General features: G+C 33.0%; 19 protein-coding genes. All 19 read right to left on the reverse strand.

Annotated elements, in window-relative coordinates:
- Positions 1-3: 3 nt before the first annotated feature.
- Positions 4-888: a hyaluronidase gene (locus NZD88_RS18475; protein ID WP_259831084.1), complete on the reverse strand. Its 885-nt coding sequence runs from the start codon at positions 886-888 to the stop codon at positions 4-6.
- Positions 885-2,090 (reverse strand): glycosyltransferase, encoded by a 1,206-nt coding sequence (locus NZD88_RS18480; RefSeq protein WP_259831085.1) that lies wholly within the window; start codon positions 2,088-2,090, stop codon positions 885-887. Before NZD88_RS18480 ends, NZD88_RS18475 begins: the two co-directional genes overlap by 4 nt.
- Position 2,091: 1 nt before the next feature.
- Positions 2,092-3,351 carry a glycosyltransferase family protein gene (locus tag NZD88_RS18485; RefSeq protein ID WP_259831086.1) on the reverse strand — a complete coding sequence of 420 codons (1,260 nt, stop codon included), beginning with the start codon at positions 3,349-3,351 and terminating at the stop codon, positions 2,092-2,094.
- Positions 3,332-4,645, reverse strand: a complete 1,314-nt coding sequence (locus NZD88_RS18490) for a glycosyltransferase family protein (RefSeq protein ID WP_259831087.1) — start codon at positions 4,643-4,645, stop codon at positions 3,332-3,334. The genes NZD88_RS18485 and NZD88_RS18490 overlap by 20 nt, the downstream gene beginning before the upstream one ends.
- A gap of 20 nt (positions 4,646-4,665) precedes the next feature.
- The gene (locus NZD88_RS18495; RefSeq protein WP_259831088.1) at positions 4,666-5,931 is read right to left on the reverse strand and encodes a glycosyltransferase family 4 protein; all 1,266 of its coding nucleotides are present in this window, start codon (positions 5,929-5,931) and stop codon (positions 4,666-4,668) included.
- Complete coding sequence (locus tag NZD88_RS18500; protein ID WP_259831089.1) at positions 5,932-6,915, reverse strand: hypothetical protein; 984 nt, start codon at positions 6,913-6,915, stop codon at positions 5,932-5,934.
- 248 nt (positions 6,916-7,163) lie between these two features.
- On the reverse strand, positions 7,164-8,528 hold the full coding sequence (locus NZD88_RS18505; RefSeq protein WP_259831090.1) for a lipopolysaccharide biosynthesis protein: 1,365 nt from the start codon (positions 8,526-8,528) through the stop codon (positions 7,164-7,166).
- Between the two features lie 41 nt (positions 8,529-8,569).
- Entirely contained in the window at positions 8,570-9,862 is a 1,293-nt protein-coding gene (locus NZD88_RS18510) for a nucleotide sugar dehydrogenase (RefSeq protein ID WP_259831091.1), read from the reverse strand.
- Positions 9,859-12,252, reverse strand: coding sequence for a GumC family protein (locus NZD88_RS18515; RefSeq protein ID WP_259831092.1), 2,394 nt, complete (start codon positions 12,250-12,252; stop codon positions 9,859-9,861). The genes NZD88_RS18510 and NZD88_RS18515 overlap by 4 nt, the downstream gene beginning before the upstream one ends.
- A gap of 7 nt (positions 12,253-12,259) precedes the next feature.
- Positions 12,260-13,078: a polysaccharide biosynthesis/export family protein gene (locus NZD88_RS18520; RefSeq protein ID WP_259831093.1), complete on the reverse strand. Its 819-nt coding sequence runs from the start codon at positions 13,076-13,078 to the stop codon at positions 12,260-12,262.
- A gap of 35 nt (positions 13,079-13,113) precedes the next feature.
- A complete protein-coding gene (locus tag NZD88_RS18525; RefSeq protein ID WP_259831094.1) occupies positions 13,114-15,042 on the reverse strand; it encodes a polysaccharide biosynthesis protein in 1,929 nt (642 codons plus the stop codon).
- Between the two features lie 121 nt (positions 15,043-15,163).
- On the reverse strand, positions 15,164-16,291 hold the full coding sequence (locus NZD88_RS18530) for an aminotransferase class I/II-fold pyridoxal phosphate-dependent enzyme (protein WP_259831096.1): 1,128 nt from the start codon (positions 16,289-16,291) through the stop codon (positions 15,164-15,166).
- An 8-nt stretch (positions 16,292-16,299) separates the two neighbouring features.
- A complete protein-coding gene (locus tag NZD88_RS18535; RefSeq protein WP_169234980.1) occupies positions 16,300-16,764 on the reverse strand; it encodes a regulatory protein RecX in 465 nt (154 codons plus the stop codon).
- Between the two features lie 58 nt (positions 16,765-16,822).
- Positions 16,823-18,088: a serine hydroxymethyltransferase gene (glyA, locus tag NZD88_RS18540; protein WP_259831099.1), complete on the reverse strand. Its 1,266-nt coding sequence runs from the start codon at positions 18,086-18,088 to the stop codon at positions 16,823-16,825.
- 102 nt (positions 18,089-18,190) lie between these two features.
- Positions 18,191-19,090, reverse strand: a complete 900-nt coding sequence (locus tag NZD88_RS18545; RefSeq protein WP_259831101.1) for an NAD(P)/FAD-dependent oxidoreductase — start codon at positions 19,088-19,090, stop codon at positions 18,191-18,193.
- Between the two features lie 314 nt (positions 19,091-19,404).
- A complete protein-coding gene (gene bla / locus NZD88_RS18550; RefSeq protein WP_259831103.1) occupies positions 19,405-20,157 on the reverse strand; it encodes a subclass B1 metallo-beta-lactamase in 753 nt (250 codons plus the stop codon).
- Positions 20,158-20,234: 77 nt separating this feature from the next.
- Positions 20,235-21,752, reverse strand: a complete 1,518-nt coding sequence (locus NZD88_RS18555) for a glycosyltransferase family 39 protein (RefSeq protein ID WP_259831105.1) — start codon at positions 21,750-21,752, stop codon at positions 20,235-20,237.
- A gap of 11 nt (positions 21,753-21,763) precedes the next feature.
- Entirely contained in the window at positions 21,764-22,327 is a 564-nt protein-coding gene (locus NZD88_RS18560; RefSeq protein ID WP_259831106.1) for a hypothetical protein, read from the reverse strand.
- A 146-nt stretch (positions 22,328-22,473) separates the two neighbouring features.
- A complete protein-coding gene (locus NZD88_RS18565) occupies positions 22,474-23,667 on the reverse strand; it encodes an efflux RND transporter periplasmic adaptor subunit (protein WP_259831107.1) in 1,194 nt (397 codons plus the stop codon).
- Between the last annotated feature and the right edge of the window lie 90 nt (positions 23,668-23,757).

Genomic DNA, 23,757 nt, shown 5'->3' on the forward strand with positions numbered 1-23,757 from the left:
TATTTATTTTTTTATTGTGTTCCAATATTTTTGTAATACTTCGTTTTGGTATTTATTAATATCCTTTACGTTTTTATATTCATTTTTGACATTAATATTCTTATTTGTTTCGTAGGTATAGGTTTCCGCATTCCAAAATACAATACCGTCTACCTTTCTTTTATTGAAGGTAAAATTCAGTATCTGATTTATATACCATTGAAAATCGGTTGAATCTATTAAAGTATTTTCAGATTCAGCGTTATGATATCTGTTCCATACAAAAGGATATACCGGTTTATTGAATTTTTCACCCAATTTTAAAGATAAGGTCAAATTTGAAGAAACAAAAGTTTTAATTTTATCGAGCTTCAAAGGCGTTTTTTTGTCTTGCAAATACATACTGGGAGCAAGAAAATCAAGTTCTCTAAGCAAAGGGTAAGTCCCTACGGTAACATTATTTTCATGCCCGGGTGTCACATAAGGATAGCTGGTTAAATTGTAACCATAGAAAGTCCATTTTATATTTGGTCTGAGCAATTTTGCGTATCTTATGGTATTTATATGATTATTTAAGATTCTATTATATTCACTAACACTTACTTTTTTTTCTTTTAATATAATTAGTACAGATTCAGATTCAATATCCAAAGCTGCATAGCCTGACGTATTACTGTTGGGTATTTGCCTATCTATCTCTTTCTTTAATTTTACTTTATCTAAATTCAAATCTCGATCTATAATATAATCCTGATAAATAATATAAAAATTTTTTATATTATTCTTTTTTACAAAATCCTGTTGTTCAGGGTTATATATTTCTGAACAGAAAAAAATTTGCTGCGTTTTCTGTGCATCTATAAATATGCCAAAAAATAATAGTAAGGATGTGATAAGCTTTAAATTCATGACAAGGTTTTAATTAATTTTATAATTTTTCCACTTTGTACGGTTTCATTTTTATTATTCAAAATAAATTTTTTGGCTCTTTCTCCCATGATATCTCTTTCATCTTTAGAAATATCAAGTACTTCTATTATTGTATCTCTTAATCCTTCATATCCGTCTGAATCACAGGTATAGCAATAATCATAATATTCTTCTGGAATCCCCTTTAGCTTGTATAAGATGGTTGGAGTTCCTGAACTTAAATATTCTATTGTTTTAGATGGGAAAGAATATTTTGTAAATTCATCCTTACCATCTCTTGGGTTTATTAACAGCGTTGCTTTTCTCTGCAATTTAAGAATTTCAGATCTGTCTAGTTGACCTTTAAAAATAATTCTGTTATCTTTTTTAGAATATTCTTTAACCATCTCCTCGCCATCACCTGCCCCACAAATCCATAATCTTAATTCATCATTTTTAATTGATGCAAAAGATTCTAACAGTCTTTCAATTCCATACCTTAAAGCCAATGTCCCTGAGTAAAAAATGGTAGGTAAAACCTCTTTAGATTCTGTTATGTTTTTCTCATTTGTATTATAGATCCCTTCAATAATATCAAAAGGTTTATTTGTATTAAGATAGTCTTCCATATATTTAGATAAAAATATATAGGAATCTATATGTTTGATATTTCTATTTACAACACTTTTAGTGTAAGTATTGTAAAGTTTTATGTGTGGTTTATTATTATCTGCTCCCATCAGATGGGGAAGATCCGGGACTATCATACATATTTTCACATCAGGTAATACCTTTTTTATATAAGCTGTAAGCTTTAGGAAGTAAGAAAACATTCCATAAATAACTATCGTGTCCACCTCATTTTTTTCTTTTACAAATTGGTTTTCTAAAGCTTTCTTGAGTGCGTTATATTTGGAAAATTCATTTAAAAATTTTATATTTTTAAAGCCCACTTGATGTATTTGTCCCCCCTTATTTTGCCACTTCTCTTCATTTACAACTTTTAAATCACAAGCCTTTGGAAAATCACCTAAAAAAGGGACTGTAATAACATTAATAGCCTGATTTACATTATTTTCCAGACCCTTAATAATATTTTTCTGCAGTACATCTGCAGCATATTGAAAGATTCCCTTGGAGTGTGTTCTGAAGAAATCCATATTTTCGTCAGGAAATAATCCTCCAATAAAAGTAATGTTCATATCAAATCTCATTTTCAATAATCTTACGAAAATTAGTACTTATTTTTTCTTCGTCAAATTCTTTTACTGCATATTGATAAGCATTTTTAATTAACCTGAGTTCTTCATCACTGCTTAAGATATTGATAATCTTCTCTATATTGTTTTCATCAGTGTCTTCGCTATCAATTATTAGTGCCAGGTCATTTTCCTGTAGTAGTTTTATAGATGCAATCTCTGTAGGTCCGTAAGCTAAGATTAAATTCTGTGATAATAAATATTCAGGAATTTTTGTAGAAACAGAAAGTTTAGTCAAAGACCTATTAAAAAGATCATCACTTTCAGTATGCAGTAAAATATCTGTATTGATAATCTCCTGGTACAATTCTTTTCCTTGTACCGTACCTTTTATAAATATATTATTTTCAGAGAAATTATTTTTCTGTACACTATCTATTTCTGTAGGAGTATAAACATTAATTATGATTTTCTTACTCCCCATTTTTGAAAACATTTTACCCAGACGAATAATCATTTGATCACGGTTAAGATGTAATCCACCAAAGTATGATACTACAATTTCATCTTGTGGCCGGTTTTTATATTTTTCCACTCCTTCATAAAGTTTGGTATTTACACTATTCATGATAGGATTGAACTTTTTTCCATAATATTTTGAATATTCCTGACACATTAAATGACTTATACCAAAGCATAATTCTGTTTTAGAAATAGTAGCTTTATATGCCTTATACAGTTTAGTATAGTGTAATTTTTGTAAATAATTCTTTTTTTGAGTTGAAAAAATATAATCATCGGTAAAGTAAACTGCAGACTTAAGATGATACCTTTCAACAATTTCAACCGTGATATCATGTGAAAATACCTGATTACCACCAATAAAAAAAATAAAATCTGGGTTCTGATGTTGAATCCATTGGTGCAGTTCTTTGTTATCTTTTACTTTTTTAAATTTCCATAGATAATCTCTAAAAATCGCTAAATTATGTTTATATCTACGTAAATCTAAACCTTTTTTTTGGGAAGACACAGCGGTTTTCCCCTCTAGATCTACCCTTCTTTCTTCTTTATTTTTTAAAAGAAGATCTTTGTCCGTAATTTTAAAGTATGAACCTGCATAGTCCATATCTATATCTTTATCGTCTACAAAATATAGTTGGGCTAATTCTTCTTTTTTAAAATCTCTAAAAATAGATTCTAAAGTTTTTCCATTATTAGAGATTTTCGAAAATGGATTGTGACTAATGATTAGAATCTTCATTTTTATTTATTTTTAAAGCTCGTAAAATTTCCAAAAACTTGTGTTGCTGGGTTTTTCTATAGTGATTTCTGAAAAATATATTTTTACCATTTTCTATATTCTTTTTCAAGAGTTTTTTATCCGTAAGGTCATTCTTCAAAACATTTTTCCACTCTACTCTATTTGTATCATCACATACTATAGCAAGATTATTTTCTTTAAGGTAGGCAATTGATGCTATATCCGATGGCCCTACTGCTATAATAGCCTTTCCCAGCGATAAATATTCCGGGATCTTTGTAGATATTGAAAACCTTGTATATTGTTTAATATTCTCATCAAAAGATTCTATAAAAATGAGAACATCATAATTATTTAGTGTTGTTAATACGTCTGTCTGTTTGATAAAACCTTTATAAACAACAAAATGAAATTCTTTAAAATACTGCTCTACATTTTTCCAATCGTTTTGACTGGTGTATATTGCTATTTCATGAATGTCTTCATTGTCCTTAACTATATTGCATAATTCTAATAGAGAAGTCCAACGATTAAGATGTAACCCACCTGCATAGCATAATGACATTTTTTCTTCTGATCTATTATCATCTTCGGAGGAACCCAAGTATTCTTCTACATCATTCATTAAAGAAAAAAATTGACATTTCTTATATCTTTTCTCAAACTCGCATTTCATGGCATCCGAAATAACCAAGGACTTCTCACAGGTATTAAGTAAGGTATTCAATGTTTTCAGAGTACACTTTCGCTGTATTAAACTGAGAGATGAGTCCATGTAGATAGTCGAAGGCCAGTCATCCATAAAATGAGGCAGAATAGGAATACCAAACCTACTCTTAATATTCAACGCAAGTTTTATGATTCTTCTTCCATAGGGCAATAAATAGATAATATCCGGTTCATGATCCTTAATGAACTCAATAAGATCATTATTTATTTTATAATTAAGCATATCTGCAGAAGAAGATACACTTAATCTAAGATTCTGCTTTAATTTTTGCAAATGGCTTACATTACTTTCGACAACCAGTGCTGGAGCAGTACCTGTGACATTACCGGAATTATTTCTTAGTTTTGTTAAAAGACCCCCTAATTGTAAATTTCTGCTATCTAAAATAAATTTATTTTCAACTGTATTTTCAACTACATTATAAGATTTCAACTGTAAAAAAGACAAATTACCAACAGGCCATCCGCTGAATATATTTCTTAAAGTAATAGCAGTAGCATCTGTACCATGGTGAAAATCACAGTCACTTATAATCAACACTTTTGGATACTTAATTTCAGACATATAGATCAAATATTTAGAGGTTAATTATTCTTTATTGAATAATAAATTTCTTTTAAAACTTCCCCATTATGATCTACGCTGTGTCTTTGATGTCCAACTTCTATCTCATTTCTAGATATTTCTACATTCGAAGTATTATCAAATACTTCACATATAATACGGGCAAGTGATTCTGTTTCTTCATACCTATACAAAAACCCTGTTTTCTTATCATTTATCATATTTGGTACTCCCCCACAATAAGCTGAAACAACAGGAACTCCAAGAATCTGGGACTCACCCAAAGAATTTGGACTATTTTCTATGGCTGACGGACATACAAAAACATTAGATTTCAAATACCTCTCAATCATTTGTTTTTCATTAAGGCTTCCTAAAAACACTATATTATTTTCAATATTATATTTTTTTATTAAATTCGAGATATATCGAGCATAAGGGCCTCTTGTCAATTTATCTCTAAAAGAATTATAGTGTATAATATTTTTTCCAGCTATATAAACTTTAGTGTCTGGATAAGATCTTAAAATTAATGGGAGTGCTTTTATTAATTGATGAATTCCTTTTAAAGGAACCATTCCTTGGCTTAAAAAGATGGAATATTTCTCACACTGCTTATAATCCCATGATTTAGTATAAAATCCCGCTCTCAAAGTTTCATTACAAAAATGATATTTAGTATTCGGATTTATTGCCCACACATGATCTTTATCCCAGTCTGTTCTTCCAATAATATTTTTAACAGTCTTTATATATTCAATTTCTATTTCTCCTCTTTTCGCCATTTGAAGCTGCTGATCATAAAGTGTATTCTTTCTGATTTTATCATACAATGAAGTACTACAATCTATTTCATCTTTAGTTAAACCTCCTAAAAAATATCTCGTATAAACACTTGTAAGCCCCTGTATTGAAATTACACACTTATCTGCTCCACTAGCTTTTATATAAGACAATCCGTAAGGAAATTCGGTTCCATGTATGTGAACAATATCTGGTTTAAATGAATTATTAACATTTGTCCATAAAGCATTTGCTGTTTGATCATATTCCGAAATATCTTTTATGGGAATTAAAAAATAAGTAATATTATTAACAATAATTTCCTGGAGCTCAGTTCCGTTATATACTGATGCTATAGCTAAAGAAACATCTTCCTGAGACGAAAGATACTTTGAAAGAGCAAACATCCACCCTCCAACAAATGGTTTCGGGAAGCCTAGTTTTTCACAAATATCCGGTAACAGAATATTAGTAATCCATAAAACATTAATTTTATTATTCATCTATACTAAGTGTTTTTCTATTTCTTGATCTGTAGCGTTAATTACTTTCTTATTCCAGCACATAGCTATACAATACCATAACAAAAAAAATCTTATGTTAAACATGAATACACCTGCAGGTATGCATTCAACAACATAAAGTATAATAAAGCCACTGCAGACTTTCAAATAGTAATTTTTTGATTTAAAAATTCCATTTTTTAATGCTATGAAAATAATAATGGAGAAAGGAATAAGATATACCAGCCCTCCTTTAAGAATTAAATTAAGATAGCCTGCTTCAATAATATTTCTGATTTCCAGCATTTCATCATCTGATCCAAAAACATAATCAGTTTCATACAGATTATACTCACCACTGATTCCTCTCCCAACAATCCAACTTACCGTATCCATATCATTGTGAAAATCTCTCAAAACTGCTCCTCTGGTATCACTATCTAATCTTTCTACTAACTCTCCAAATAAGGTTTCAAAAAACAGATTGTACAAGATTGTGGTGCCAAAACCGATAACCAAAGTCATAAGTATAAGGGCTATTTTTTTTAATTTACTTCCCTTTCTAAGATAGTTTATGAAAACAAATACCATAAAGGTCCAAGCAAATATCCATACTAAACTCCTTCTTGCTGCTAAAATGGCAATTAAGAAACCTACTATAAAAACTAAAGTCGAAACTATTTTTTGCTTCTTAGTTAACTTAGAAAAACTTAGGAACAAAAAAAAGTTTGGAAAGCATAGATATTTTATACAGTCTTCTACAAAATTGATCATAGCGAACTTTTGATTATCAAAAATAAGCGTAAATGATACTAGTAATAGATATAATATATTAACAACATGAATGCTTTTTAATATACTTTTAAAATCTTCAATTCTGAAAAAACGGGTAAAAAATATTAAGATATAAGGAAACAAAACATAAGGTGACAAAGTAATATCTCTTATATAATCATAATTAAACTGAAATCCTCTTAATGCCATACATAAGACCCAGATGCATAGAAAGATATAGAATATATTTTTTCTAAGCTGTAAATTATTTTTTCCATACTTAAACATTTCAAAGACACTAACTCCCAGTAATGATAATGAACACAACAATGTACCATAATAAAGCATTATCTTAAGATCATCATATATAAGAGCTAAAACATTAAGTACAGACAATAATGTTAAGAAAAAGAACTGTAATTTTATTAGCGGAATCTTCTTTATAATCATCACCTATTTTAGCTTTTATTTTTAAAAATTTTCATGTACTGGGCAGGAGCTAAAATAATAGCATTAAAATTAGAAATTGTAGCCGCCACAATAACTGATTCTACTCCCCAATTAAATGTTTTTATAAATAACATAGTAAGCCCAATGAATAAAAAGGGAGAAAATAAAGAGGATTTAAACTGTACATCCAGAGCACTTATCCCATTTAATATGATACAGTAGATACTACCAAAAAATGACAGCATCGTAAATAAGAACATGCATAATGATATAGAAAAAGGAATCATTATGTGCGTTTTTCCCAGCCATAAATCATATACAAAATTGGATACACCGAGCATTACTATACCTACAATTGCTAATCCTACAGCTATTTTACGATATTTTTTTTCTGCATCTTTGATCCATTGATAGTCTTTTTTAGCATAAGCATCTGTAACAGCAGACCAAAGTGGAGTCATAAAAATAGCCATCAACATGGTTAGTATACTGAAATATTTAAATACAATATTATAGACAGTAACATCATCTGCTCCAAAACTTCTTATGATAATAAAATTAGCAGTTTGATACTGAACAATACCTGCTATTTGAATAATAAAAAACTTAAAACCGACTCCCATTAAATCTTTTGTCAAAGAAAAATTCACAGAAGATAAAGACGGTCTGATTTCTTTAAGCTTAGTATAAAAACTTGATAAATTGAAGAATAATAAAATTAATACAGGAGCTATACATAGACCATATGCCAGGTTTGTGAGAGACCCAGTTGTATACTTAGTTAATAAAAAAATTACGATTAAAGAAACAGCTTGTTCTACTAATGTCTGTAATGAAGCTTTAGCAGGTGATTGATATGCTAACAAAATAATATGAATTGTAGAAAGAACAAATCTTGCACAGAAATATCCTACTGATATTATAGCTACTTTACTTAATTCAGAAGATAACCCGGCAGAAACCTTTAGTAAATCAGACCAGTTAATAAAAAGGTTGCCAAAAAAAAATACAGCAAATAGACCTACAGAAATTAAGCCGAGAATTGCATAAGTTGTACTTACATATTGCCTCGCAAGAGTTATATTCCCAGTGGCTAAACTTTCTGCCAACTTATTTCTTAATCCATTATTTAAACCTATGTCAAAAAAGCTCATCCAACCTACAATAGAACTTAATGTTAACCAAACTCCATATGATTCTGCATCTACATATTTAATCGTAAGAGGAAGAATCAGAAAAGATATTGGAAGGGATAATAATCTTGTTATAAAAAGAAAAAATATATTTTTTTTTGCTTTTATGGACCTATTATCTCCATTTTTAAAAAAAGAGGTTAAATAAGTTGAGGTGCTATTTTTAAACTGTGTAAACATTTGAATAATTAAAGATTAAATTCATTACTTAAATAATGAACTTATAGCCTTGCATCGACCAATTTCCTATCCAAGCAAGCTTTGGTATCAAATATTACTGCATTATCTTTCTTTAATTTATCGAAATCCATTTGGAGAAATTCGTTATGAGAAACAGCAATAATAAGAGAATCATATTTTTCACCATGATGAAGTTTACTAAGCAGATCAATACCGTACTCATTTTTAACTTCATCTTTACTTGCCCAAGGGTCATATATATCGACATTGATTCCGTAATCTTCAAGCTCTTTATATATATCTACCACTTTTGTATTTCTTACATCCGGACAATTTTCTTTAAATGTAATTCCAAGTATAAGAGCTCTTGAGTCTTTAATAATTCCTCCCTTGGCTATAAGTAATTTGACAACCTTAGAAGCAATAAACTTAGCGATAGAATCATTCACGCGTCTTCCCGACAAAATAACGTCTGGATGATATCCTAGTTGCTCAGCTTTATGTGCTAAATAATAGGGATCAACAGAAATACAATGTCCCCCCACCAGGCCTGGTTTATATTTAAGAAAATTATACTTTGTTCCTGCAGCTTCTAAAACATCATTGGTGTCAATTCCAACTCTATCAAAAATTAAAGCCAACTCATTTACAAATGAAATATTTACATCTCTTTGTGCATTTTCGATAGCTTTTGAAGCCTCGGCAACTTTAATACTAGGTGCCTTATGGGTTCCTGCAGTAATAATTTTTTTATATAGTTCATCCACCTCTGCAGCAGTGGCATCTGTGGATCCCGATGTTACTTTCATAACACTGGTAAGGGTGTTCACTTTATCTCCCGGATTAATTCTTTCAGGTGAGTATCCTACAAAAAATCCCTTATTATAAACTAATCCAGAGTATTTTTCTAAAACAGGGACACATTCCTCTTCTGTGCATCCTGGGAAAACAGTAGATTCATATATTACTATATCTCCGTTTTTGATTATTTCCCCTAACATTTGAGAAGCAGAAATAAGTGGATCTAAATCAGGAGCATTAAATTTATCAATAGGTGTTGGAACTGTTACAATATAAACATTAGCATCTGCAATATCGGATAGATTACTTGTCCCTTTATAGCCTATCTCCCCATTTGAAGTTTTATATCTTTCTAAACCTTCTGTCAGTTTTTCAATTTCAGCTTCAAGGGTTATATCCTCTCCATTATTAAGCTGATGTATTCTTTGAGCATTAATATCAAATCCAAGGACACAGAAATGAACGGAAAATTCTAAGGCTAGAGGTAATCCTACATAACCTTGTCCTATGACAGCTATTTTATAAGTTTTCATCGATTGAATATTTTTGTGATCTTACTAAGCCAAGTTGTATGTTCCACATTATTATATCCATATCCATATTTATTACTATAGCCTAGATTTTCTCTATTAACATCATTGAGAACAAAACCAACGTTTTTGATTTTGCCAAGATCAATATTAGTATTAGCAAACTCCGTCAACGCTTTTTCTGTATACCTCGATCTAGAAACATAGATTGTAGCATCTGCTAGTTCGGCAATCAGGAAAGTATCTGTTACTAATAATAAAGGAGCTGTATCCAAGATAATATAATCATATTTAGATTTCAATTCCTCTAAAAGTACTTCATACCTTCCGTTTGATAATAATTCAGTGGGATTGGGAGGGATGGTACCCGAATAAATTACATCTAGATGTGGATTGAAAGATGATACGTGGATAATATTCTCCAACTTAATCTGGTCTGAATATAAATATTCGGTGAGCCCTGCTAGTCCTTTCCTTGCAGGATTATATCTCTGCAGCTGAGGATTTCTGATATCAGAACCTATAATGATTGCTTTTTTCTTAGGATTTGCTAATGTTAGAGCTAAATTAACAGAGGTGAATGTTTTTCCTTCACCTTTTACAGTTGAAGTTACAAATACAACTTTCCCTTTCTTATCTTTAGGAAGCATAAAATTCATATTTGTGATAAGAATTCTAAATGCCTCTGCCATTGGAGTTATATCATTTACTTGTACAACATCAGAATCTCCTTTTTCAAGGCTAGGTAATTCTGCTATCACAGGAGCATGTACCAATTTATCCAGATCATGCTTAGTAACAATTTTATTATTAAATAACTCTATCAGATATATTAATATAAATGGTATTAATAATCCAATAAACAATGCCCCAACATAAAAAACAATTTTATTGGGAGACACAGGCACCCCAGAAGCATAAGCAACATCAATTACTCTTGCCTTAGGAGCGCTGATGGATTGTGCTATAGCTGTTTCCTCTCTTTTTTGAAGCAGTAATAAATATAGGTTTTCCTTTATCTGTTGCTGCCTTTCAATACTTCTAAACATCTTTTCAATGGAGGGGAATTTAGATATTTTACCTGAAACTGTATTTTGTTCCCCTAAATATTCATTTCTAGCCAATTCTAACCCATCTCTGTTTTTCTGCAAACTTTGTACAATTGATGTACGCATTGAATTGATTTGCTTGGTAACATCTACCACAGCTGGATTCTCTAATGTGGCAGACTCCAGCAATCTGGTTCTCTGTAATATCAACTGATTATATAAAGAGATTCCATTAGTTGCCTCTGGATTACTAAGTCCTACATTAGATGGTAAAACCTGGTAAAGTCCTTGCTTATTAACAAATCCAATTATAGTATTTGTTAGTTCAAGTTGTGCATCAAGCTCTAGCTGTTTAGCTCTAGCTGAAGCTGAACTTTCCAAGCTTATTTTAGCTTCTGTCTCTAAATCTGTAAGGTTGTTTTTGGTTTTAAAGTTCTCTTTCTGATCTTCTACCTGTCCCAATTCTACAGAAAGCTTTTTAATTCGGTCCTCTATAAAGTCTAATGTTTTTTTAGACTCAAAGTTTTTGTCCGTTATAGCATCATTGTTATATGCAATTACTAGTGAATTTAGGATATCCTTAGCTTTTTCAATTTGAGGATAGCGTAAACCTAATCCTACTACTGTTGATTTTTTACTTACCACCCCTATACTTGACATATTTTGGAGGTTTGACACTTTAGTGTCAACTGAAGATATCGTAAGTTCAAGATTATTAACATTTAAATCTTTAACCGTTGATGGATTAAAATTAGGATTTTTAATAATAATAATATTCGCATATGGTAAACTTATAGTCCTACCAAAACTGGAGACAACCTTTTCGTTTAGTTCATCCGAAAATAATGTTATCCCTGTACTATTGATAATAAGATGTAATGGTTTATTTGGAAAAACACTTAAAGCTTTTTCATTGATAACCTTTATTAATATCGGCGAAGATTCTTTATAGAGTTCTAAAGTTTTAAATTTATTCTTTACATAAAGATTTGTCTGTAAATCTCGAGAAGTTACGACATCACGCATTAATTTTTTAGATTTCAGAATCTCTACTTCATTATCAATACTATTGGTCTTCATTCCTCCAAAGCCTGACAAATCTTCAAGAACACCAAAATCACTGTTAGATGCTGCATTTTTAGAATCCTTAATAAGAATAGTACTTTTAATCTCGTAAACTGGCGTTATAAATTTCAAAAAAAAATAACTTAGGAACAAAAATAAAAAAGCTGAAATGATAAACCAGGGCCACTTTCTTACATAAGGTTTTACGATTTCGTTAATATCAATATTAGTTGAATTATTTTCCACTTCAGAAAAGTGTAAGGATTGTTGATTACTCATTAATTTTCTATTTCTTAAATAAACCTACTACTACTGCAATTGCTGTAACCGCGATAGATGCAGCAGTTAAATAAAGTGCTGTATTAGGATTCTGTCTGGATGTAATTTCTTTTGTACTATTAGAGGAAACAATTATAGCATCACCCTGCTTTAAATTATAAAAAGGAGAATTAATTAAATTTGCATCATGCAAATCAACTCTTCCATGAATAACTTTACCATCCTCAGTACGTATTACCAATACATCATTTCTTTTCCCATACATTGTCATATCTCCGGCCAAACCAAGAGCATTTAAAATTGTCCCCTGGCCATTAGCAATAGTATAATCTCCTTGTCTATTCACTTCTCCTAATATTGTAACTTTAAAGTTTGAAAGTCTAATATTTACTGTTGGATTAATAACATATTTTATCATCTTATCCTTTAATTCATTTTTGAAATCAACAAGTGACTTTCCAGATGTATTCAATTTACCAAGAATCGGGAAATCAATATTCCCATCTGTATCAACATTATACGTAGGTCCTGAAATAGTTGTCATACCTTGATTAGGAGTATTCCCACCAGCAAAATTATTTGTTTGAATCAATTCAGATGATGAATAATTTTGATTAAATGGTTTAACGACATCCATATCTTTCGCTGTAATAAGGATTACTAACTGATCTCCAACTTGTATTGTAGAATTAGAGTTTTTTGTAGAAGCTTCTATAGCAACATTCTCTATATTCTGCATATAGTTCAATTCATTCTTAGCATTCTCTTTAACCTTACAGGATACTAACAAGAATATAAAAAATATTCCCAATATTTTACTCTTCATATTTTTAAATTATACAAATATACACTTATATTTTTCTATTTATCCAAAACCTCATAGATAGAATTATTACTCCTAAACTCAGGAACAATGATTTTCAACATCTTCACCACATCTACTTTTTCTTCCATTACAGAAGCATCTGTAATTAGATTGATCAACCTTTCTATTTCCACGAAAGCCATTGCTGGATCCTTAGAAATCATAATCTTTTCATTATGTGTTGGAAGTGCTTTAGCATTATCACTCAATAGTTCTTCATACAATTTTTCTCCAGGTCGTAGTCCTGTATATATGATTTTTATATCAATATTCGGTTCAAAGCCTGATAATTTAATCATTCTTCTTGCAAGATCGAGAATCTTCACAGGTTCTCCCATATCAAAAACAAAGATCTCTCCTCCCTTACCCATTGTTCCAGCATGAAGAACAAGTTCGCAAGCTTCAGGAATTGTCATAAAGTACCTTACAATATCCGGATGTGTAATAGTCACAGGTCCTCCCGCTTCAATCTGTTTTTTAAAATGTGGAATAACGGAACCGTTTGATCCTAAAACATTACCAAATCTTGTTGTAATAAACTTTGTTGTATTTCCTTCGACATGCTGTAAAGACTGAACGAATAATTCTGCAGCTCTTTTAGAAGCCCCCATGACATTGGTAGGGTTTACAGCTTTATCTGTAGAAATCATTACGAATCTGTTCACCTTATAACGACTTGATAAAACAGCTATATTTTTTGAACCTAATACATTGACACGAATTGCTTCATTAGGATTTTCTTCAACTAATGGGACATGTTTATAAGCAGCAGCATGGTAGACCATTGAAAAATTATAGGTCTGAAATATAGGTTCAACTCTATGTATATTGGAAACATCCGCTAAAACAAATTTAAATCTGATGTGAGGGAATTTTTCCTTCACTTCAAGCTCAATGTCATAAAGAGGGGTCTCGGCTTGATCTAAAACAACAATCAACGCAGGGTTAAATTGCGCAACCTGTCTTACGATTTCACTACCAATAGAACCAGCACCACCTGTTACCAGTATATTCTTATTAAAGTGTCTGCTTCTGACCTCTTCACTTTCTATTTTTATTGGTTTTCTGTTCAGAAGATCTTCAATTTGAAGGTTTCTGATGGCTCCACCTAAATCACTATCTCTTAATTTCTGCACAGATGGCGCTTTGAATATATTTAAGTCTTTTTCTAAAAATAAATTCACCCAAGAATTCATTTCATCTTTAGACATCATTTCCTTAACAATAATAACTCCATCGATGATAAGATCTTCTTTTGTAGCTTCCTCTATTCTTCTTTTCTCATAAATAGGTTTCCCCAATAAAGAAGCTCTTTTAGAATCTGTTCTCTGAGTCAGAAAACCTACTACCTGATACGGCAAACTTGGATTATCTAAAATGGCACGTGCTATAGCAATGGACTGCTCATCAATGCCTAATACTAAAATTCTCTTTTTCAGAGCACTTCTTCTATATTCTCTTACAATATGAAAAAATTCTTTCACATATAATCTGAAGAGAAATAGCCCCATGAAAGAAATAATAAAGTACAATATAAGAAATGGAGTTAGTATAAACTTTCCTCCTGTAGTCCAGAAATAAATAAGGTTTCCTATCCCTATTACGGACATCGTACAGAAACATGATATCAGCAGTTTGAAAAGGTCAATAAAAGTAGAATGCCTTATAATGCCTGCATACGTTTTGAAAAAATACATAAACATTGTATTGATCAAAATAATAAAAGCAAAGACAACGCTCTTATGTTCATGATAAACAAACTCTTTTTGGGTAATTTTTTCAATAGTATAGGTAGAAAGAAATAGAGACATAACCAAGATGATAATATCTATTACAAGTATTATCCATCTGGGAAGATATCTTACGTCTGAGAGATTAACAACATTATCACCTCCGAATATTTTTTTTCTAAGAGAGTTGTACATTGTCTGTATTTGTGTTCATATTTAAATGGGTTGATACCCTTGTTTTATTAATACTCATTCTTAAGTGCGAATACAAAATTAAAATAAAATTTCATCTACACTTAAATTTAAAAAAACAAATTTAGTGAATTTCAGTTTGTAAAACTTCAGAAATTCTAGCTCTACAATCATCTGTTAAATTGGTCCCCGATGGTAGGCACAGTCCTGCTTCAAAAAGTGTACCAGATAAATTATTTCCAAAAAACTTATATCCTTTATAGAGTGGCTGCAGGTGCATAGGTTTCCATAGGTATCTGGTTTCTATATTATTCTGTGAAAATTTTTTTTTCAACTTTTCTTTTAAAAGACTATTTTTCAGAACGACTGTATTGAGCCAATAATTAGAATAAAAGTCACTGTTTGGTGCAGAAAACAGGTCAATATTATCATGATTCTTCACTATATGTTGATAAAAATCATGATTTTTTCTTCGCTGATTTATTTTTTCTTCCAGTGTTTCCAACTGTCCTCTTCCTATTCCGGCTGCAATATTATCCATTCTGTAATTATATCCTATTTCAGAATGACTGTAAAATTCTTCATTATCTTTAGCCTGTGTAGCAAGAAAAAGAGCTCTTTTTTTAACAGCAGTATTTCTTGAAATTAGAATTCCTCCACCTGCTGTAGTAATAATTTTGTTGCCGTTAAAACTTATAATGGAAAGATCACCAAACGTTCCGCATGGCTGCCCCTTATATTTACTTCCTAGTGCTTCCGCACTATCTTCAACGACAGGAATTTCATATTTTCTGGAAATCTGGAATATTTCTTCCACCTTAAAAGGCATTCCATATAGAGAAACTGTAATAATAGCTTTAGGTTTTTTTTCCTGCTGAATGCAGTATTTTATAGCTTCTTCCAGTGCTTCCGGACACATATTCCACGTCTGGCTTTCGCTATCTACAAATACAGGAACAGCTTTGAGATAAAGAATAGGATTGGCAGTAGCTACAAAGGTAAAAGACTGACAAATCACAAAATCATCTTCTTCAACATTTAATAACCGTAGTGCCAGATGAATAGCTGCAGTTCCGGAAGATAAAGCTGTGACATGAGAATTGTTTCCTAAATAATCTTCCAGACTATTCTCAAATTCATCTATATTGGAGCCATATTGGGAAATCCAGTTGGTATCAAATGCGTTCTGTATATATTTAAGCTCATTTCCTCCCATATGTGGGGGCGACAGCCAAATCTTTTCCTTTTTCAATTATCTACTTATGTTTCGTCAAAAGTATCATTTATTTTCTCATATTCAAAACCTCTGCTCATCAAATATTTTATCGTTTTAGATTTTTTCTGATATTCCTGCAATCCTTTTTGCTTGGAGGAATAATCTTCAAATATCTTTCTGATCATTTTTTCATAATCACCCTCGTCTATTTCATCAAAGCACTTGCTGATAAGCTTTTCAGAGATCTGTTTCATCTTCAGGTGCATTTTGATTTTATTCCTGCCCCAGTGCTTGATATAAAATTTACCCCTGATATAGCTCCGCGTAAACCTTTCTTCATTGAGATAGTTTTCTTTCAAAAGATAAAGGATAATCTCATCTTTTGCTTCCTCAATGAGCAGAAATTCACGCATTTTCTGTTCAACTTCTGCATGGCAACGGTCCTGATAAACACAGTAGTTGACCAGTTTCAGTTTTATTTCATCAAAAGTGAAAGATTTCTTCTCCATAGTAGATATGAAAAAGAATGGACAGATGCCCATTCTTTATATAATGTTTTAAGTCAAATTAATAGTTGAACAGGGCTCTTCCTTCCATCAGTTCGTTAACCTTTTTTCTTACAGAAGAGATCACGTCTTCATTTTTGATGTTATCAACCACGTCAGAAATTAATCCTGCTATCGTATCCATATCATTTTCTTTAAGACCTCTTGTCGTAATCGCTGCAGTTCCCAGTCTGATACCGGAAGTAGTGAATGGCGACTTGTCATCAAAAGGAACCATATTTTTATTGCATGTAATGTCTGCAAGCACCAATGCCTTTTCTGTTTCTTTTCCGTTGACATTCTTATTTCTAAGATCTACCAACATCAGGTGGTTGTCTGTACCTCCACTCACGATATCGAAACCTCTGTCGATCATCGCTTTTGATAATGCTTGTGCATTAGCTCTAACCTGCTTGGCATACGTTTCAAACTTACCGTCAATGGCCTCAGCAAAAGCTACTGCTTTACCAGCAATAACGTGCTCTAGCGGTCCTCCCTGGATTCCCGGGAAAACGGCTCCGTCCAATACCTGGCTCATCATTTTTGTTTCTCCTTTCGGTGTCTTGTGACCGTACGTATTTTCAAAATCTTTCCCCATCATGATCATTCCTCCTCTTGGACCTCTTAAAGTCTTGTGAGTAGTAGTGGTCACTACATGGCAATGTTCGAATGGTGAATTTAATAATCCTTTTGCAACCAAACCAGCCGGGTGAGCTATATCTGCCCAAAGCGTTGCTCCGATTTCGTCTGCCACTTCTCTGAATTTAGCATAGTCAAGATCTCTTGAATAAGCAGAGAAACCTGCGATAAGCATTTTAGGTCTTTCTCTTAAAGCAACTTCTCTCATTTGGTCGTAATCAATAAGTCCGGTTTCTTTTTGAACACCATAAGAAACCACTTGATATTGAATTCCGGAGAAGTTAACTCCTGAACCATGAGTAAGGTGTCCTCCCATAGAAAGGTCCATACCCATAATTTTATCTCCCGCTTTCAAAACTGCAAGATAAACGGCAGCATTAGCCTGAGATCCGGAATGTGGCTGTACATTGACATAATCCACACCGAAAAGTTCTTTTGCTCTGTTGATGGCTAATGTTTCAACCTCATCTACTACTTCACAGCCTCCGTAATATCTCTTTCCGGGATATCCTTCAGCATATTTGTTGGTCAGTACACTTCCCATTGCTTTCATCACGTTCTCAGAAACAAAGTTTTCTGACGCAATAAGCTCTAATCCATGGGCTTGTCTTTGTCTTTCTTTTTCAATCAGGTCGAAAATAATGTCCATTTTACTTTTAGTTTTTGAAATTTTTCACCCCAAATGTACGGAATTTCCCGTTAGATTTCGGCATCTGAAAGCATGATTTTAAACCTGAAAATTTACAAAAAATCAAAACTCTTCTTCTGCAAGTTCCTTATTGACAACAGCTCCGGTGAAACCTCCCTGAGCAATAGCATTAGCTACAGATCGCATCATGGTTACAGTATCACCGCAGGCAAAAAGACCGGCAACATTTGTTTTCTGCATAAAATCAACTTTGATAAATCCGTGCTCGGTAAGTTCACAGCCAAGATCTTCAGAAGCATTGATGCTTTGTTCAAAAGGTGTTTTGGCGTATAAAACCTTCAAAGAAATTTCCTTTCCGGTTTTAAAAATAATTTTCCGGATATTTCCATTTTCATGCTCAATATTTTCAACTTCATCTTCGACTAAGCTGATATTATTCTGAGCCAGTTTATGTTTCTGCTCTTTGGATAGAACTGATTTTCCATTGGTCAATAAGAAAAGATCCTTTGTTAAGTTGTACACCAGTTTTGAAAAATCAAACGCCATATCACCATCTGAAAGTATTCCGGTCACTTCATTTTTCACTTCATAACCGTGACAGTATGGGCAGTGCAGGACTGAAATCCCCCAACATTCTGAAAATCCGGGAATACCTGGCATGATGTCTTTCACCCCTGATGCCAGAATGAGTTTTTTAGCACAGAACTTTTCACCAGCTGAAGTTTCGGTTTCGAATCCTTCTTCTGTTTTTCGTAATTTAATGACGGTCCCTTCATGAAACTTCACTGTATCATATACTGCTACCTGGTCCCGGGCAAGATCAGAAATTTCCTTCGGTGTTTTCCCGTCATGGGTAATAAAGTTATGGGAATAGGGGGTCTGCCTGTTGCATGGCTTCCCGCTATCAATAATCAAGGTATTTCTTAATGACCTTCCCAAAGACATTCCAGCCGATAATCCGGCATAGCTTCCTCCTATGATAATAACGTCGTAATTTTTCATTTTTAACTGATGCTTACTTATTAAATAAATGATAAATGATAAATGATAAATGATAAATGATAAATGATAAATGATAAATGATAAATGATAAATAGTATTTAAATAATTGCTTATGAATACCTTAATCAATATCTTTTGTTCATCTGCTCTTTTTGTTTAGACAAAGTTAAAACAAAAATCAATTAAAGACACATTGTTGCATTAACATTTTCTATCACTCTAATTATAATAAGGATATAAAAGAGAAACAGCTTATTTTAAATTTTAAAATAAGCTGTTAGTCAATATAATTTTCTGAAAATTCAGTCTATGGGTCAGTTACTTTTAAACAACCTGATTGTATAATCCAGAAGTTCTTTTCCTCCTATCTCTCCATGTCCCGGCATTACCATTTCCACATCAGGATATTCAGTTTTTACTTTATCAACGGTTTGAGACCAGGACTGAACGTTAGCATCACCAAGATACCCTTTCGTTGCATCCATTTCTTTGATCAGACAACCTCCGAACATGGCCTTTTCATCCGGAACATACGCAACGACATTATCTTTTGTATGCCCTTCTCCAAAGAATTTTACTACAATTTTATGTTTTCCGGCGTTCAAGGTGATGGTTTCATTAAATCCATAGCCCGGAACATGAGCACCAGCCTGTTTTGCCAATTCTATGGTTTTATTATTTGCGTAAGACGGAATATTATTTTTGTCAAATTCTTTCAATCCGCCCAGACAGTCATCATGGAAGTGGGTTGCGACTACAGCATTTACCTTTGAATGAAGACTGTTTTTAATCCAGTCAATCAATTCCCCTGTGCTTTTATCATTGGTCGGGGTATCCAGAATTACGGTTTCATTTCCGTCTTTCACGATCATTCCGTTGCATTCTACTTTTCCAAAAGAGTCTGTATTTAAATAAGATATGTGCTGATAGATACCATCTGACAGTTGAATTATGGACAGATTATCGGTTTTGTACACCACTTTAGCTTTCTCCGGTTTTTTCTGAGGGGTACAACTAAAAAATAACAGCGTCGAGGATAACAATAAAATTTTAGACAGTGATTTCATAGGTTATTACATGACAACTAAATTAGAAAACATTTTACGCTCTGAAGTGATATGCTCTAGTTAATTAAGTGTTAATGTTACCATTTCATTTCATCAATTTCATTTTGAATCTTCTTATTGATATCAATTTTAGCACCTTCAAAACTGAAGATGGTCGTTCCTTTTTCCCTGGCAAATTTATTCACAATGGAATCAGCAGCTTTGGAGTTTTTAAAATAAGGACCTGTTTCTTTCAGTTCATCTTCATCTTTAGAAAATTCTTTGACGCGAATGAGGTTCTCATACTTTTTATTCAGGTCAAACCAATTGATATAATCTGCATTAAAGGAAACAGCTTCTACTCCTTTCTTTGAATAATAATTAATAGCTCCTGCCTGTCCATAATTATCGCAGAGTACCAAGGTACGTCCGGATTTGGATAACCTGGAATATTCCTGATCTACTTTCAAAGCAAGTTCTTTCCAGCCCTGCATATCCGCAAAATCCTGAGGCAACGGATGATCTTTTCCATCTTCCCAACGCAACAGTCCCATTTTTTTATACTTCTCAGGATGACTGACAATGTACTCAGGACTTTTATTGGGAAAAGCGACCTGATACAAAGGCAGAAACAAAAGAACAGGTATGAGAATGCAGACTGGTTTAAGAAATCTCTTCCAGCCATTCTCAAGAATATGATCGAGAAAAACAGACCCGAATGCTATAAATACAGGATAGAGACCGATGGCGTAATAATCTTTAGCCTTGAAAAATACAAACAGAGCTATTGTCACTACATACACCCAAAAGAAAAACCTGAATTTCTCAAACGGCTTATAAAACAGCAGAGCATAGAATCCCGCTATGATCACAAAAACCGAACCTATAAAGAAAAGAATCTGGGATTTAAAGAAATCAAACCGATCAACATGAACAAGCTGGCGTTCTGCCAGTTCTTTCATATGGTGGATAACAGGAAAATGGTTATTGTATTGCCACAGCAAATTGGGCAGCATAATCAATATGGCTAATAATCCCGCACCGTAAAGATGGGGTTGGAGAAAGATTTTCCTTTGTTTTGTCAATAGAATGGCGGGAATAATTCCCAACACAGAAAAGACAATATTATATTTATTCAGAAAACCTATTCCCAAGATCACGGCTGCTGCATAAAGCCATTTCACTTTTTCAGAATTAAAATACCTGATCAGCACATAATACATCAATGTCCAGAGAAGCACTTCCAGAGAAGTCGGCTGAAAAAGCATATTGAGACGAAGAAGCACCGAAAGCAGAATCCCCGTTGAAGCCAGAATTTTAGCATATAAATTTCCCTGAAGCTCTTCAATAATCTTCCAGACGACGACAATAGTTAATGCCCCGAAGAGTGCGGGAAAAAATTTAACCCAAAAGACGGAATCTCCTGCCAGTTTTATCAGCCAGGCCAGCCATGAATTCACAGGAGGCACAGAAAGGTATCCCCAGGCAAGGTGATTACCCTGATCAAGGTGCAGATATTCATCTCTGTGCAGTTCGTATTCCGGACTGACCAGGGAATACTGAAGGATGAATTTTATGATGACAAAGAAAAGGAGAATCAGATAGTTTTTCTTCATAGAGGGTGGTATTAAGTTACTACAAATTTTTGCAGAATCATTTCTGCTTTAATACTGGAAATCTTTTCTGCCCAAAAATTAATATATTCCCGCCTATCAGGAAATTCTTCACCTGTTTTATTCTGGCCACTGATTATATAGTTTTCGTATTCTTGTAAAGCGTTTCTTAAATACTGTTCATAATCTTTAGGGTTTTGAGGAATATAGCCTATCCCGTCACAACCACAGCTATGAAAACATTTTCCTATTTTAAACAAACCCTCTATGATGTTCCATTCTTTGACAGCCGTTTTTTTTGGTGCCTTAAAATCTCTTCCGAGGTCTGCCATTAGATTTCCACATTCGGGACATTTGATCTGTCTTGAGTTTATCTCCTCTGTCAATGTATCCAGTTCTTCTTTTTTAGCTTTTGTAAAAACATCGCCCACATTTCTTATCGTTCCATCCGGCTGATGATAGATTTTGTCTTTTTTAATTCTTGAAAGAATATCATCTGTATCGGTTTGCTTAAATGATTTTCTACACTTAAAACATATGTAATGGGATTTATATGTTTTCCTTGCGTACCTGCACATGTCTTTATTTTAATATCAAATTTATTAATTCCATTTTAGAGATGCATAGACATTATGATAAATCTTTATACCTCATATTGCCCAATAAAAAATCCTGAGAAAAAATTCCTCAGGATCTTACAGTTTAAATATATAGTGATTGTTTACTATTTTTTCTTTTCTTTAAGCTCTTCTTTGTCTTTATCAGATGGGTTCCATACTTTCACTTCAGAGTCTTTGGTAATTCCTGAAAGGATCTGTACATTGATCCCGTCGCTGGCCCCTAACTTCACATATACTTTTTTGAACTTCCCGTCCGGCTGCTTCACTTCCACAAAAGGAGTATCCTTCCCGTTTTTCTTTTCATACTGAACCAGTGATTCATCCAATAGTAAAGCATTCTTTTCAGATTTCAGAACAATCTCTCCGTTGGCAGAGAATCCCGCTCTGATGTATTCGTTGTTAGGATTGGTTACATCACCTTCTACCGGGAATTTTATGGTTCCCAGGTTGTCTTTTCCTTTAGGAGCGATCATGGTCAGTTTTCCCGGGAACGTTTTGTTCTGAAGGGCACCGATCACAATTTTCATATCCATTCCCTGCTTCAGCTTTCCTGCTTGAGCTTCGTCTATTTCTCCCTGGAAGATCAAAGAATTAAGGTCGGCAATGGAGCAAATCGTAGTCCCTGCGTTGAACGAGTTGGCTTCAATCACCTGGCTTCCTACTTTTACAGGAACTTCAAGAACGGTACCTGCTGCTTTGGAACGGATCTGAGTTGTTGCAAGGCCCTGAAGTTCAGGAGTAGCACCTGTTTTTACAATCTGTAACCTTTTTTGAGCCGTAGCCAGCTGCTGGTTAGCATTTCTAAGGGTCTGCTGTTGGGTAAACAACTGCTGCTGTGCGTTTAAATATTCCTGCTTGGAAATCACGCCCTGTTTGTAAAGCTTTTCCTGCATAGCATATTGTTTCTGCATATTATCAACATTCAGCTTGGCATTACTGATCTGCAGCTGAGAGTTCACTACTTCCTGCTGAGCGTTGTTAACGTCAGCAATATTAGGAATAATTCTCACGGTAGCAATCAGCTGTCCTGCCGTCACCTTATCTCCTTCATCTACCAAAATTTTCTCAATGATTCCCGCAATGTTCGGCTTGATCTCAATTTCTTCTTTCGGAACGATTTTTCCCGTGGCCATTACCTTGTCTTCCATGTTCTGGTAGCTTGGTTTTCTGGTCAGGAAAGCTTCACTCTCTTTAGAATTTGATTTCACGAGATACCCGATCCCGAGGAACAATGCCACTGCAAATAAAAGCCCCAGTACAATATAAATGGCTTTTTTCCAAGTGAATTTCTTTTTCATATATCTAGTTTATTTTTTACTATTAAAGTTTTTTCAACTAATTTAAATATTTAATGATTTAAGAATTTAAACATTAAAAAAATCTGTCAT

The sequence above is a fragment of the Chryseobacterium pyrolae genome (genome assembly GCF_025153485.1).
Lineage (GTDB): Bacteria > Bacteroidota > Bacteroidia > Flavobacteriales > Weeksellaceae > Chryseobacterium > Chryseobacterium antibioticum.

Coding starts and splice junctions, on each gene's coding strand:
- NZD88_RS18490 (WP_259831087.1), bottom strand. CDS start 4,645: ATGTCTGAAATTAAGTATCCAAAAGTGTTGATTATAAGTGACTGTGAT.
- NZD88_RS18520 (WP_259831093.1), bottom strand. CDS start 13,078: ATGAAGAGTAAAATATTGGGAATATTTTTTATATTCTTGTTAGTATCC.
- NZD88_RS18480 (WP_259831085.1), bottom strand. CDS start 2,090: ATGAACATTACTTTTATTGGAGGATTATTTCCTGACGAAAATATGGAT.
- NZD88_RS18505 (WP_259831090.1), bottom strand. CDS start 8,528: ATGTTTACACAGTTTAAAAATAGCACCTCAACTTATTTAACCTCTTTT.
- NZD88_RS18555 (WP_259831105.1), bottom strand. CDS start 21,752: ATGAAGAAAAACTATCTGATTCTCCTTTTCTTTGTCATCATAAAATTC.
- NZD88_RS18560 (WP_259831106.1), bottom strand. CDS start 22,327: ATGTGCAGGTACGCAAGGAAAACATATAAATCCCATTACATATGTTTT.
- NZD88_RS18495 (WP_259831088.1), bottom strand. CDS start 5,931: ATGAATAATAAAATTAATGTTTTATGGATTACTAATATTCTGTTACCG.
- NZD88_RS18475 (WP_259831084.1), bottom strand. CDS start 888: ATGAATTTAAAGCTTATCACATCCTTACTATTATTTTTTGGCATATTT.
- bla (WP_259831103.1), bottom strand. CDS start 20,157: ATGAAATCACTGTCTAAAATTTTATTGTTATCCTCGACGCTGTTATTT.
- NZD88_RS18515 (WP_259831092.1), bottom strand. CDS start 12,252: ATGAGTAATCAACAATCCTTACACTTTTCTGAAGTGGAAAATAATTCA.
- NZD88_RS18545 (WP_259831101.1), bottom strand. CDS start 19,090: ATGAAAAATTACGACGTTATTATCATAGGAGGAAGCTATGCCGGATTA.
- NZD88_RS18510 (WP_259831091.1), bottom strand. CDS start 9,862: ATGAAAACTTATAAAATAGCTGTCATAGGACAAGGTTATGTAGGATTA.
- NZD88_RS18500 (WP_259831089.1), bottom strand. CDS start 6,915: ATGGCATTAAGAGGATTTCAGTTTAATTATGATTATATAAGAGATATT.
- NZD88_RS18565 (WP_259831107.1), bottom strand. CDS start 23,667: ATGAAAAAGAAATTCACTTGGAAAAAAGCCATTTATATTGTACTGGGG.
- glyA (WP_259831099.1), bottom strand. CDS start 18,088: ATGGACATTATTTTCGACCTGATTGAAAAAGAAAGACAAAGACAAGCC.
- NZD88_RS18535 (WP_169234980.1), bottom strand. CDS start 16,764: ATGGAGAAGAAATCTTTCACTTTTGATGAAATAAAACTGAAACTGGTC.
- NZD88_RS18485 (WP_259831086.1), bottom strand. CDS start 3,351: ATGAAGATTCTAATCATTAGTCACAATCCATTTTCGAAAATCTCTAAT.
- NZD88_RS18525 (WP_259831094.1), bottom strand. CDS start 15,042: ATGTACAACTCTCTTAGAAAAAAAATATTCGGAGGTGATAATGTTGTT.